Source organism: Sphingomonas sp. (assembly GCF_036677245.1).
Classification (GTDB): Bacteria; Pseudomonadota; Alphaproteobacteria; order Sphingomonadales; family Sphingomonadaceae; genus Allosphingosinicella.
Genome location: NZ_JAKFCG010000024.1, coordinates 1 through 12822, shown reverse-complemented (window position 1 = coordinate 12822; position 12822 = coordinate 1). Strand labels below are relative to the sequence as shown.

Below are 12822 nucleotides of genomic sequence, written 5' to 3'. Positions count from 1 at the left end.
ATGGCACGAAAACAGATCAGAACCGGCCTTCCCACCCGCGAGCAGATCCTCGAGTTCATCGAGAGCTCGGACTCGCCGGCGGGCAAGCGCGAGCTGGCGCGTGCGTTCGGCCTTTCGGGGGCCGACAAGATCGCGCTGAAGCAGCTGCTTCGCGACATGGGCGACGAGGGCCTGATCGAGGCGACACCCGGGCGCGCCTTCACCAAATTGGGGGGCGTCCCGAAGGTGACCGTGCTGCGCATCGTCGACATCGACGACAGCGGCACCGCCTGGGCCGTGCCCGAGCGCTGGGAAGCCCAGGCGCCCGAGCCGCGCCTGCGAGTCCAGGAACGCGGCCGGAGAGGCGCGCTCGCGCCGGGCGATCGGATCCTTGCGCGCACCGAGCAGCGCGGCACCGGCTATCTCGCGCACGTCATGAAGAAGCTGCTCAAGGGCAGCGAGCTGGTGCTCGGGGTCGTCCATCAGGAGGGCGAGAATTTCTGGCTGCGGCCGGTCGAGAAGAAGGAAAGGCGCGAGCTGCCGATCTCCGACCGCGGCAAGGCCGAGCCCGGCGATCTGGTGCTCGCCGAGAAGGTCGGGCGTCCGCCGCGGATCAGCGCGCGGGTCGATGCGGTGCTCGGCGATCCGTTCGCGCCGCGCAGCTTCAGCCTGATCGCGATCCACAAATACGGCATACCGCATGAATTTCCGGATCATGTCCTGGCCGAGGCCGAACGGGTCGCCAAGCTCGACCTCGGCGAACGCGAGGACCTCACCCATCTGCCGATCGTCGCGATCGACCCGGCCGACGCGCGCGACCATGACGATGCCGTCTGGGCGGCGCGTGACGAGGATCCCGGCAATCAAGGCGGCTGGCAGGCCGTCGTGGCGATCGCCGACGTCAGCTTCTACGTCCGGCCGGGCTCGGCGCTCGACAAGGAAGCGCGCCGGCGCGGCAACAGCGTCTATTTTCCCGACCGGGTCGTGCCGATGCTCCCCGAGACGTTGAGCGCGGAAATCTGCTCGCTGAAGGAAGGCGAGGATCGTGCCGCGCTCGCCTGCCATCTCAGGATCGGCGCCGACGGCCAGTTGAAGAGCTGGCGCTTCACCCGCGCCCGAGTCCGCATCGCCGCCAACATCGCCTATGAGGATGCCCAGGCCGCAATCGACGGCGCCAATGCCGCGGCCGCCCAGGAGGGGGAGGAGGAGGCGATCGAGGTCTCGTCCCCGACCTGCTATTTTTCGGAAGCGGACATGGTCCGCGCAGACCCGCCGGTGCGGCCGGAGCTGATCGAAGCCGTCCTCAAGCCGCTCTGGGCCTGTTGGGGCGCGCTCTCCCGCGCCCGCGCCAAGCGCGCACCCCTCGATCTCGATCTTCCCGAACGCCAGGTGATGCTCGACGAGAAGGGCCGCATCACCTCGGTCGAGCCGCGCGAGCGGCTCGACGCGCACCGGCTGATCGAGGATTATATGATCGCCGCCAACGTCGCTGCGGCCAAGGCGCTCGAAGCGAAGAAGGCGCCGGTGATGTATCGTGCGCATTTGCCGCCGAGCCGCGAGAAGTTGGCCGCGCTGAAGGATTACCTCAAGACCTTCGAGGTCGAATTTGCGCTGGGGCAGGTGATCCGGCCGGAGACGTTCAACCACATCATCGAGCGGATCGGCGATGCGGACTTCCGGCCGCAGGTCATGGAGCAGATCCTGCGGACCCAGACCCAGGCCTATTACGGGCCCGAGAATGTCGGCCATTTCGGCCTCGCGCTCGGCAGCTACGCCCATTTCACCAGCCCGATCCGGCGCTATTCGGACCTGATCGTCCATCGCTCGCTGGTCCGCGCCTATCACCTCGGCGAAGGCGGTCTCACCGATGCCGACACCGAGGCGATGGAAGTGACCGGCGAGCTGATCTCGCAGCTCGAGCGGCGCGCGATGCAGGCGGAGCGCGAGACGCTCGACCGCTATGTCGCCGCTTATCTGTCGGAACGGGTCGGCGAGCTGGTCGATTGCCGGATCACCGGCGTCCAGTCGTTCGGCTTCTTCGCCACCGTCGAGGGGCTTGGCGGCGACGGTCTCGTCCCGGTCTCGACGCTCGGCAGCGAATATTATCGTTACGACGAGACCACCCAGAGCCTGATCGGCGAGGAAAGCGGGACGCGCTTCGAGCCCGGGCAGCGCCTCAAGCTGAGGCTCGCCGAAGCCAATCCGGTCAGCGGCGGATTGCGCTTCGAGCTTCCGGATCAGCCCAGCGGCGCCGGCCATCGCCCGGCGCGCCGCGACGGCCGGCGCGGAGGGCGCCCGGAAGGCAAGGGCGCAGGAAAGGGCCCCGATCGGAAGGGCCCGCTTCGCGGCAAGCGCGGGAGACCCGCCAACATTCGACATCAAGGCCGTTAACGCCACCACCAAGGAGCCTCAGGATGGATGCCAAGCAACCGCAGAGCGCAGGCGATCGCGAACCCCCCCAGGAACGCGACGATCCCAAGCCCGAAGAGCTGGAGATCGACGCTGCCAATGACGCGGCAGGCGGGCCGACCACGGCCTCGCACAGCGCCGGCCTTTCCTCGTCGCTCCGGCCGAAGGAGGAAGATGCCGGCGGGGACGAAGCCGGCGCGGCGCAGAAGAAGCCCTAATTCCGAAGGCCTGCGCCCGCCGCAGGCGCAAAAAAAGGGGCGGAAGGCTGCTGCCCTCCGCCCCCTTTTCTTGAGAACGCGTTTCTTACGAAACGGTCATCGCGGTCGTCACGTTCGTGAAGGTCGTGGTCAGCTTGCTGCCCAGGCTCCGCATCGCGGTGACAGCGGCGACGGCGATGAGCGCGGCGATGAGGCCGTATTCGATCGCGGTGGCAGCTTTGGTATCTTTGATCATCTTGAAGAAAGTCATAGCCCTGTCCTTGTTCCTTGTGCACGTCCACATGGCCCGCAGGACGGACCTCGTGCGTTTCTCAAACTAGGGAACGGGGGTTGATTAAGTGTTAAACCGGGCGGCCAAACCCGTAAAATCGACCTTAATTTCGTTGTAACCGCCTTTGTCGCTGGAATGGCGGCGGAAATGCGATGGCGGCGCCGGCTTCGCACCCTGCGCGCGCGCGTTCTCACCAATTTGGGCCCTACAATTTGGGGAGCGTCACGCCGCGCTGGCCCATATATTTGCCGGCGCGGTCGGCGTAGCTCGTCTCGCACGGCTCGTTGCCCTGCAGGAACAGGAACTGGCACGCGCCCTCATTGGCATAGACTTTGGCGGGGAGCGGCGTGGTGTTGGAGAATTCGAGCGTGACGTGGCCTTCCCAGCCCGGCTCGAGCGGCGTGACGTTGACGATGATCCCGCAGCGCGCATAGGTCGATTTGCCGAGGCAGATGACGAGCACGTCGCGCGGCACCCGGAAATATTCGATTGTCCGCGCGAGCGCGAAGCTGTTCGGCGGGATGATGCAGCAATCTGTCTTGCGGTCGACGAAGCTGTTCGATGCGAAATTCTTCGGGTCGACGATCGCATTGTCGACATTGGTGAAGATCTTGAAATCGTCCGCGACGCGCGCGTCGTAGCCGTAAGAGGAGAGGCCGTAGCTGATCGTCCCCTCGCGCCGCTGGCCGTCGACGAACGGCTCGATCATGCCGTCCTCGAGCGCCCGCGCGCGAATCCACTTGTCCGCCATGATGCTCAAGAGATGATCTCCGCCAATGTCATTGTGCTACCGGGCAATCGAGGGCGTGAGCGACCGAGTCAAGCTGTGCCACGAGCCGATCGACCGGACCTTCGCCTCGTCGACGCGGAGCCACCGCGAACAGCGCAGCGAAGGCGGCAATGATCGGCTTTCTCACTTGATGTGCAGCACGCAGATCAACGTGAACAGGCGGCGCGCGGTATCGAAATCGACCTCGATCTTTCCCGCCAGCGCTTCCTGCAGCAGCTCGGCCGCTTCGTTGTGAAGCGCGCGCCGGGCCATGTCGACCGTCTCGATCCCCTTGGGCGCGTCCGAATGTACGGCTTTGAAATAGCTTTCGCAGACTGCGAAATAATTGCGGATCACCCGGCGGAAGCGCGCCAGCCCGACGCGGATCACGTCGAGCGGAGCGCCGTCGGCGTCGTGAACATCGATCGCGAGCCGATCCTCCTCGATCCGGATCAGGATCTTGAACGGTCCGTCGTAGCCGGCCGGCGAGAAATGGTTCTTCTCGAGCAGGTCGAAGATCGCGACTCTCCGCTCATGCTCGATATCGGCGTTGCGGCGGATGATCGAGCCTTCGTCGAGCCTGATCTCGATGATGCGCGGTTCGGCCATGGCCCCCTGTAGCGGGGGAGGGCAGGCTTATCCACAGCGCCCTACACGAAAATCCACCCAAAACATCGGCTTCGGCGCACCAGCCCCTGTCGGTTCGGGCGGCAAAGGTTTACAAGCGCTGTCATGGTCACCCCGCTCGCCGCCTCCCTCGCTCTGGTCGAACCGTCGCCCAGCCAGTCGCCCTCGCTTCCGCAGAATGTCGAGGCCGAAGCGGCGCTGCTCGGCGCGCTGATGATCGACAATCGCCTCGCGGAGGACATCCAGCTCAAGCTCCGTCCCGATCATTTCTTCGAGCCGCTGCACGGGCGGATCTACGAGCAGATATTGAAGCTCATCGATCGCAACATGATCGCCAACCCCGTCACCTTGCGGCCTTTGTTCGAAGCCGACGAGGAGATGAAGGAGCTCGGCGGCCCCGCTTATCTCGCGCAGCTCACCGGCAGCGGCGCTGCGATCATCGGGGCGCGCGATTTCGCCGGCCAGATCTACGATCTGGCGCTGCTGCGCGCGTTGGTCGGCGTCGGCCGCGAGATGGTCGAGAGCGCGCTCGACACCAGCGCCGAGGTTGATCCCAAGGGTCAGATCGAAGGCGCCGAGGCGGCGCTCTATCGGGTCGCGGAGGAAGGCGGCGGCGAAGGCTCGGTCAAGAGCTTCGCGCAGGCGACGCGGCTCGCGGTGCAAATGGCCGAGAAGGCGCTCAACGCCGGCGGCGGACTTTCGGGCGTCACCACGGGGCTCGAGAGCGTCAACGCCAAGACCGGCGGCCTCCATCACAGCGACCTTTTGATCCTCGCCGGCCGTCCCGGCATGGGCAAGACCGCGCTTGCCACCAACATCGCGTTCAACGCCGCGCAACGGTTTGTGCGTGACCAGGAAGACGGCATCGCTCCCGAAAAATCGGCCGGCGCGGCGGTTGCCTTCTTCAGCCTCGAAATGTCGGCCGATCAGCTCGCAACCCGTGTCCTCGCCGAGCAATCGGGGATCAGCTCTGAAAATCTGCGCATGGGCAAGATCAGCCAGCAGGATTTCCGCAATCTCGCGCGCGCTGCCGCGGAGCTCGAATCACTGCCGCTCTACATCGACGACACGCCGGGCCTCACCATCGCTTCGCTGCGCACGCGTGCGCGCCGCCTCAAACGGCAGCGCGGGATCGGCATGATCGTCGTCGATTATCTGCAATTGCTGCAGGGGACCGGCCGCAACGGCAACGACAACCGCGTCCAGGAAATCTCCGAGATCAGCCGCGGGCTCAAGACGCTCGCCAAGGAGCTGCAGGTGCCGGTGCTGGCCTTGTCGCAGCTCAGCCGTGCGGTGGAGCAGCGCGAGGACAAGCGCCCACAGCTTTCCGATTTGCGGGAATCGGGCTCGATCGAGCAGGACGCCGACATCGTGCTGTTCGTCTACCGCGAGGAATATTATGTCGCCTCGCGCGAGCCCAAGCGCCCGATCGAAGGCGACGACGCCAAGACCTTCGAAGCGCACGACCAATGGGCGCGCGACATGGAACGTGTCTACGGTCTCTCCGAGCTGATCGTCGCCAAGCAGCGCCACGGCGCCACCGGCAAGGTCAAGCTGCGCTTCGAGGCCAAGATCACGCGATTCTCGGATTTCATCGAGGATACTTACCTCCCCGAGCAGAGGGGCTAAGAGCATTGCGCGAAAAGGTGGGTACCGGCTTTTCGCAAGCATCAATGCGGCATCAAACAAACATGGGGCAGGCTGCGATTCCATCTGGGCGCAGCTTGTCGTAGCCGCCGCCTATGGCGGTCAGAGGGACGATGGCGGGTCGCTGAGGCCGACGCCGATCGAGGCGCGTGCCTGCTCGGCCTCGGACGACACCACCGGGTAGGCGCAATAATCGGCGGCATAATAAGCGCTCGGGCGGTGGTTGCCGCTGAGGCCGACGCCGCCGAACGGCGCGTTGGACGGCGCGCCGTTCGTCGGCTTGTTCCAATTGACCACGCCGGCGCGGATGTTGGCCCAGAATTGGTCGTAGAGCTGCGGACTGCCGCCGATCAGCGATGCCGAAAGCCCGTAGCGTGTCGCGTTCGCCTCGGCGATCGCGGCGTCGAAGTCGGGCACGCGGATCACCTGCAATATGGGGCCGAACAGCTCGGCGTCCGGCCGCGTCTCGACCGCGGTCACGTCGATCACCGCCGGCGAGAGGAAAGGGCGGGTGTCGACCGGCCGGTCGAGGTGCTTGATCGGCCGGCCGCCCTTCATCATCAGCGCGAGGAAGCTTTCCTGGAGGTGATCGGCCGCGTCATTGTCGATCACCGGCCCCATGAACGGCGCGGGCGAGGCGTGCGGTTCGGCGACGATCAGCCGCTCGGCGATCTTGCAGACGTTGGCGATCAGCTCTTCATGCGCGCCGTCCTGGACGATCAGCCGCCGCGCCGCGGTGCAGCGTTGGCCGGCGCTGAGGAACGCCGATTGCACCGCGATGATCGCCGCGGCGTAGACGTCGGGCGCGTCCCAGACGACCAGCGGGTTGTTGCCGCCCATCTCGAGCGCGAGGATCTTCTGCGGGGTCTCGGCATATTGCTTGTGGAGCGCGAGCCCGACCGCGGCCGAGCCGGTGAACAACAGGCCGTCGATCCCCGGGTGCGACGAAAGCGCCTTGCCCGTCTCGACGCCGCCGATCAGGCAGCGCAGCACTTCCTCGGGAACGCCGGCGCTGTGGAACAGGCCGACCAGGAACTCGCCCGTGGCAGGGGTTTTCTCCGACGGCTTGAACACCACCGCATTGCCGGCGAGCAAGGCGGGGACGATGTGTCCGTTGGGGAGATGCGCCGGGAAATTATAGGGGCCGAGCACGGCGAGCACGCCGTGTGGCTTGTGGCGCACGGCGACACGCGCGCCCAGCGCACCTTCGAGCCGGCGTTGCGAGGTGCGTTCGGAATAAGCCGCGATCGAGATCTCGACCTTGCCGATGACCGCCTCGACCTCGGTCACCGCTTCCCAATATGGCTTGCCGGTCTCGCGCGCGATCAGATCGGCGAATTTGTCGGTCTGCTGGCGGACGACGTTGGCGAAGCGGCGCATCGTCTCGATGCGCACCGTCAGCGGACGCGATGCCCAGCCGGCCCAGCCGGCGCGCGCCCGCGCGACCTCGGCATCGGTATCGCCGATCGGCCCCGACCACAGCGTGACACCGGTCGCCGGTTCGCTCGAACTCAACAGGGTGGATGACACAGGCCTTGATATACTCCCTCGCTAGACCAGCACCTTTTGCGCAACATGGTCAAGCATTTCACATGAGGCGCCCCATCCGCCAAACTGCCTTAATTTTCCCCTAAAAAAGCGCTCGCTGTCCAGGCACCGACATTCGTATTTCGCTGGAGACACCGGATCGCAGGCTCACGCCGACAAGCGCGGGTTGCAGGACGTGCGTATGCGCGGGATAGGGGTCCGTTAGTGGGGGTGTCCGCATGGCTTCCTGGGTTGATGGTTATTGGAGTTCGAGCGACGGGCTGCGGCTTCACTATCGTGATTACGCCGGCGGGGACGCCCACCTGCCGATCAGGCGCCCGCCGATCATCTGCATCCCTGGCCTGACGCGCAACGCGCGGGACTTCGAAGCGGTTGCCGAGCGCCTCGCCGGGGCGTGGCGGCTGATCTGCGTCGATCTGCGCGGCCGCGGCGAGAGCGGCTTTGCGAGCGATTCAGCCGACTACAACCCATCAGTCTATCTTCGGGATCTGGAGGCGTTGATCGCCGAGCTCGACCTCGAGCGCTTCATCCTGTTCGGCACCTCGCTCGGCGGGCTGCTGACGATGCTGCTCGCCTTGAACGCCGGCGCCTTGAACGGCAGCAGCCGGATCGCCGGCGCATTGCTCAACGACATCGGACCGGAGATCGATCCGGAGGGGCTGGACCGGATCCGCGGCTACGTCGGGCGATCGCAGAGCTGGCCGACCTGGCTGCACGCCGCGGACCATTTCGCCGACGCCCACGGCCACATCTATCCTCGCTGGAAGGGTGACGAGTGGCTTGCCCATGCCAAGCGTCTTTGCCGGATCAGCGCCTCCGGCCGGATCATCCTCGACTATGATCTGCGCATCGCCGAACCGCTCAAGGCCGCGAGAGGCGAGGCCGGCGCCGACATGTGGCAGGTGTTCGCGGCCATGCACGACGTGCCTTCGCTGGTGCTGCGCGGCGAACATTCGGACATCCTCGCGCCCGCCACCTTGGCGCGGATGGCGGCTGAAAATCCCGCGATGGAAGCTGTCGTCGTCCCGGACGTCGGCCACGCCCCGACTCTCGAGGAGCCGGAAGCCGTCGCGGCCATCGAGCGCCTGCTGGCGCGCGCCGAGGCCGCTCCCCGGCGCTGATCCTTGCGGGATCAGAAGCGCAAATCGCCGCCGGCGATCAGGCCTCGCCGGCTTTGCCGCGCCTGGTCTTGAGCGCCGCCGCGCCCGACTTGCACTTGAGGCTGCCGTCGATCTGCGCGCCGTTGGTGACTCGGATCCGCTCGTACAGCACGTCGCCGCTCACGCGCGCGCTGGCCTCGATGGCGAGGTCGTTGGTGTCGATCGATCCCGTCACCGCGCCGGCGGCACGGACACGATCGGCGGAGACATTGCCGATGATCATGCTTGCTTCGCCGAGGATCAGGGTCTTGCAGCGCACGTCGCCCTCGACTCGCCCATCGATGTGGAGATCGACCGAAGCCTCGATGTTGCCCGTGACGACGATGTCGGCGCCGATCACCGAAAAGACCGGCTGCTCGGCGGCCGCAGGGGTCGGCTCATTGTGGTTGCTCACGGTGAAGCTCCCCTCGTCGGTGGCGATCGGACGGGAGCTGGCGGGGCGGCGCGGGCGTGAGCTCAGGTTCATAAATGTCTCCATATGTGCGCGGCGCAATTGGGGGGCGGACAGGATTTCTTGCGCCTTCTGAAAAACTTATACTTTCGGGGGGAAAGCCGCAACGGACAGCTTGTCATTGCGCGATCGCTGGCCCGATCTGGAACATCGGCAGGGGAAAGGTTTCACTTCGGCTTTCGACCTCTTGTTCGGCGCTGATCGTGGCTTCGTCTGACGGTCGCACTTTGGCCGCACGTGCGGCATAAGGAGCCATGTCGGTCCGCATTCTTCACGCCCATTCGACCTTCGCGCTCGGCGGCAAGGAAGCACGCGCGGTGCGGCTGATGAACGCGTTCGGCGATCGCGCCGAGCACGCGGTCATCAGCTCGGTCGAGGGCGCGCTTTCGGCGCGCGCCGCGATCGATCGCGGCATCGCGGTGACCTTTCCGACCGACCTGCCGCCGCTCGCCGGCCGGCCGAGCCTCGTGCGTCTGGCGCGGCTCGCGCGCACCATGCGCCGCTTCGACCTCGTGCTCAGCTACAATTGGGGCGCGTTCGACGCCGTGATGGCGCGGCGGCTGTTCGGCGGTCCGCCGCTCGTCCACCATGAGGACGGCTTCAATCAGGATGAAGCGGAGCGGCTGAACGCCAAGCGCAATCTCTACCGGCGGATTGGGCTCGGCGCCGCCTATCGGCTGGTCGTGCCCTCGAAGCGCCTCGAGAAGATCGCGCTCGGCGCCTGGGGACAGCAAGCCGGTCGCGTCGAGCGCATCGCCAACGGCGTCGCGATCGAGCGCTTCGCCCAGCCGGTGGCCGAGGACGCGATACCCGGTCTCCACCACCGCGAGGGCGAGGTCGTGATCGGCACGATCGCAGGGCTTCGCGCGGTCAAGAATCTGCCGCGGCTGGTGCGCGCGTTCGCGGCGATGAACATGAAGAATGCGCGGCTGGTGATCGTCGGCGAGGGCCCCGAGAGCGAGGCGATCGTCGCCGAGGCGCGGCGCTGCGGCGTCGCCGACCGGCTGGTGCTTCCCGGCTTCCTTGCCGATGCAGCGCGTTACGCGGCACGCTTCGACATTTTCGCTTTGTCGTCCGACAGCGAGCAATTCCCGATCTCGCTGGTCGAGGCGATGGCTGCCGGCCTGCCGGCGGTGGCGACCGCGGTCGGCGACGTGCCGGCGATGGTCTCGGCGGACAATCGGCCGCTGATCGTCTCGCCGGCGGACGAAGCGGCATTCGCCGCCGCCCTTGATACCTTGGCCGAGCGACCCGATCTTCGCCGTAGCATCGGCCGCGCCAATCGCGAGCGCGCCGCGGCCGAATATGACGAGCAGGCCATGATTGTTCGCTACGCGCGCCTCTACGGCGAAGCGCTCGGCGCGCCGCACACGTTCCTGGCGGATTTGGTATAAGGAGTGCCGGCAAATCCGAAGGTTGATCTATGTGGCTTAATCCTATGGTCAAAGTGGCGGATGGCCTATAGGGGACCCCACGAACCGGAGGTACGATGTTCAAGGGTATTCGCCCGATAGTCTATGCAGGCCGCGAGGTGCTGCCGCTGATCGAAGGCGGCAAGGGCGTGTCGGCAACCAACCATGCCAGCTCGGGCGCCTGGGCGGCGGCGGGCGGGATCGGCACCGTCTCGGCGGTCAACGCCGACAGCTATGATCCCGAAGGCCGCATCATCCCGCAAATCTATCACGCGCTCACGCGCCGCGACCGGCACGAGGAGCTGATCAACTACGCCATCGACGGCGCGGTCGAACAGGTCCGCCGCGCCTATGAGATCGCCGGTGGCCGTGGCGCGATCAACGTCAACGTGCTGTGGGAGATGGGCGGCGCGCAACGAGTGCTGCACGGCGTGCTCGAACGCACCCGCGGGCTCGTTTCGGGCGTCACCTGCGGCGCCGGCATGCCGTACAAATTGTCGGAGATCGCCGCCTCCTACGGCGTTTCCTATCTGCCGATCATCAGCTCGGCGCGCGCGTTCAGCGCCTTGTGGAAGCGCGCTTATTCGAAGGCGGCCGAATGGTTGTCGGCGGTCGTCTATGAGGACCCTTGGCTCGCGGGCGGGCACAACGGCCTTTCGAACGCCGAGGATCCGCTCCAGCCGCAGGATCCCTATCCGCGGGTCAAGGCGCTGCGCGAATCGATGCGCGCCGGCGGCATCCCGGACGACCTGCCGATCGTGATGGCCGGCGGCGTCTGGAACCTCAAGGAATGGGAGCATTGGATCGACAATCCCGAGCTCGGGCAGATCGCCTTCCAGTTCGGCACGCGGCCATTGCTCACCAAGGAAAGCCCGATCCCCGAAGGCTGGAAGCAACGGCTGATGACGCTCGACGAAGGCGACATCCTGCTGCACCGTTTCTCGCCCACCGGCTTCTACAGCTCGGCGGTGCACAACAGCTTCCTGCGCAATCTCGAGGCGCGCTCGCATCGCCAGATCGCCTTCACCAAGGAGTCGCTCGGCGATCACAGCTTCCAGCTCGACGTCGGAGTCGCCGGCAGACTCAATTATTGGGTCACCCGCGGCGATCTGCTCCACGCCCGCGAATGGTATGCGCAGGGCTATACCGAGGCGGTGAAGACTCCGGACGAGACCTTGGTGTTCGTCACGCCCGAGGAAAAGGCGATCATCCGCAAGGATCAGTCGGACTGCATGGGCTGCCTCAGCCAATGCGCTTTCTCGTCCTGGGCGGACAATGAAAAGAACAGCACCGGCCGGCTCGCCGATCCGCGCAGCTTCTGCATCCAGAAGACCCTGCAGGACATTGCCCATGGCGGCCCAACCGAACAGAATCTGATGTTCGCCGGCCATGCCGCGTTCCGCTTCAAGCAGGATCCTTTCTATTCGAACGGCTTCGTTCCGACCGTGCGCCAGCTGATCGAGCGGATCCAGACCGGCGATTGAGCCTGCTTGGTCATGGTCCGTCGCACCCTCGGTGGTCACTCGCAAATTGCATGTTGAAGCGGCCGTTCGGCTAGGCCTAGATCAGGCCGGCTCCGTGCAGACGAGGAAACACGCTATGAACAAAGGCGGATTGCTGAAGGCGCTCGCAAAAGCGCTGCTGGTGGCGCTGCCGGTGCTGGCTATCGTGCCCGCCGCGCAGGCGCAGAAGGCGAAGAAGACGCCTTATTGGGCGTCGATCGCGGCGAGCGAGGCGATGATGCGCAGCGGCCCCGGGCGCAACTATCCCGCGTCCTGGCACTATCGCCGCGCCGATTTGCCGATCAAGGTGATCGAAGTCTATCCCAATTGGCGCAAGATCCGGGATCCGGACGGCACCACCGGCTGGATGCTGGTCAATCTGCTCAGCGAGACGCGAACCGCGCTGGTCACCGGCGAGGAGCCGCGGCCGGTCCGCGAGAATCCCGACGTCACCTCGAAGGTCCGCTATCTCGCCGAGCCGGGCGTGGTCGGCCGCCTGACCGACTGCGCGAACGATTGGTGCCGGATCGATCTGAAGGGCCGGCGCGGCTATATCAGCACCGAGCATATCTGGGGCGTCGACAAGGGCGAGAGCTTCTAACTTTCGTCCTCCGCGCCGTCAGTACAGCAATTCCACCGCCATCGCGGTCGCTTCGCCGCCGCCGATGCACAATGAGGCGAGGCCGCGCTTCTGGCCGTGCGTCTCGAGCGCGGAGAGCAGGGTCGCCAGCACGCGCGCGCCGCTCGCCCCGATCGGGTGGCCGAGCGCGGTCGCGCCGCCGTGGACGTTGATCGCGTCGTGCGAAATGCCGAGATCGCGCATTGCGAT

13 protein-coding genes and 1 pseudogene are annotated in these 12822 nt (G+C 66.0%); 7 read left to right on the top strand and 7 right to left on the bottom strand.

What is annotated here, in order from left to right; all coding sequences use genetic code 11:
• Nucleotides 1–2370 (top strand): ribonuclease R family protein, encoded by a 2370-nt coding sequence (locus V6M48_RS02545; protein ID WP_332810954.1) that lies wholly within the window; start codon nt 1–3, stop codon nt 2368–2370.
• Nucleotides 2371–2393: 23 nt separating this feature from the next.
• Nucleotides 2394–2606 (top strand): hypothetical protein, encoded by a 213-nt coding sequence (locus V6M48_RS02540; RefSeq protein ID WP_332810953.1) that lies wholly within the window; start codon nt 2394–2396, stop codon nt 2604–2606.
• A gap of 85 nt (nt 2607–2691) precedes the next feature.
• On the opposite strand, the gene V6M48_RS02535 is transcribed toward V6M48_RS02540, so the two are convergent.
• The 3 genes from V6M48_RS02535 to V6M48_RS02525 form a co-directional block, all read right to left on the bottom strand.
• Entirely contained in the window at nt 2692–2856 is a 165-nt protein-coding gene (locus V6M48_RS02535; RefSeq protein ID WP_332810952.1) for a Flp family type IVb pilin, read from the bottom strand.
• A gap of 226 nt (nt 2857–3082) precedes the next feature.
• On the bottom strand, nt 3083–3637 hold the full coding sequence (gene dcd / locus V6M48_RS02530) for a dCTP deaminase (protein WP_332810951.1): 555 nt from the start codon (nt 3635–3637) through the stop codon (nt 3083–3085).
• 153 nt (nt 3638–3790) lie between these two features.
• On the bottom strand, nt 3791–4255 hold the full coding sequence (locus V6M48_RS02525) for a UPF0262 family protein (protein ID WP_332810950.1): 465 nt from the start codon (nt 4253–4255) through the stop codon (nt 3791–3793).
• Nucleotides 4256–4378: 123 nt separating this feature from the next.
• Here V6M48_RS02525 and V6M48_RS02520 point away from each other — a divergent pair, with 123 nt between their 5' ends.
• Nucleotides 4379–5902, top strand: a complete 1524-nt coding sequence (locus V6M48_RS02520; protein WP_332810949.1) for a replicative DNA helicase — start codon at nt 4379–4381, stop codon at nt 5900–5902.
• A 120-nt stretch (nt 5903–6022) separates the two neighbouring features.
• Here V6M48_RS02520 and astD read toward each other — a convergent pair whose 3' ends face one another.
• The gene (astD, locus tag V6M48_RS02515) at nt 6023–7438 is read right to left on the bottom strand and encodes a succinylglutamate-semialdehyde dehydrogenase (RefSeq protein ID WP_443019034.1); all 1416 of its coding nucleotides are present in this window, start codon (nt 7436–7438) and stop codon (nt 6023–6025) included.
• 248 nt (nt 7439–7686) lie between these two features.
• On the opposite strand from astD, the gene V6M48_RS02510 reads away from it, so the two are divergent.
• Nucleotides 7687–8589: an alpha/beta fold hydrolase gene (locus V6M48_RS02510; protein WP_332810947.1), complete on the top strand. Its 903-nt coding sequence runs from the start codon at nt 7687–7689 to the stop codon at nt 8587–8589.
• Nucleotides 8590–8626: 37 nt separating this feature from the next.
• Here V6M48_RS02510 and V6M48_RS02505 read toward each other — a convergent pair whose 3' ends face one another.
• Complete coding sequence (locus tag V6M48_RS02505) at nt 8627–9094, bottom strand: bactofilin family protein (RefSeq protein ID WP_332810946.1); 468 nt, start codon at nt 9092–9094, stop codon at nt 8627–8629.
• A gap of 103 nt (nt 9095–9197) precedes the next feature.
• Nucleotides 9198–9335 (bottom strand): hypothetical protein, encoded by a 138-nt coding sequence (locus V6M48_RS02500; RefSeq protein ID WP_332810945.1) that lies wholly within the window; start codon nt 9333–9335, stop codon nt 9198–9200.
• Here V6M48_RS02500 and V6M48_RS02495 point away from each other — a divergent pair.
• From V6M48_RS02495 to V6M48_RS02485, 3 genes are all read left to right on the top strand, one after another.
• The gene (locus tag V6M48_RS02495; RefSeq protein WP_332810944.1) at nt 9334–10473 is read left to right on the top strand and encodes a glycosyltransferase; all 1140 of its coding nucleotides are present in this window, start codon (nt 9334–9336) and stop codon (nt 10471–10473) included. The genes V6M48_RS02500 and V6M48_RS02495 overlap by 2 nt on opposite strands.
• A 95-nt stretch (nt 10474–10568) precedes the next feature.
• Complete coding sequence (locus tag V6M48_RS02490) at nt 10569–11975, top strand: NAD(P)H-dependent flavin oxidoreductase (protein ID WP_332810943.1); 1407 nt, start codon at nt 10569–10571, stop codon at nt 11973–11975.
• 115 nt (nt 11976–12090) lie between these two features.
• A complete protein-coding gene (locus V6M48_RS02485) occupies nt 12091–12594 on the top strand; it encodes an SH3 domain-containing protein (protein ID WP_332810942.1) in 504 nt (167 codons plus the stop codon).
• Between the two features lie 18 nt (nt 12595–12612).
• Here V6M48_RS02485 and V6M48_RS02480 read toward each other — a convergent pair.
• Nucleotides 12613–12822, bottom strand: a pseudogene (locus V6M48_RS02480) (acetyl-CoA C-acetyltransferase); the annotation flags it as partial.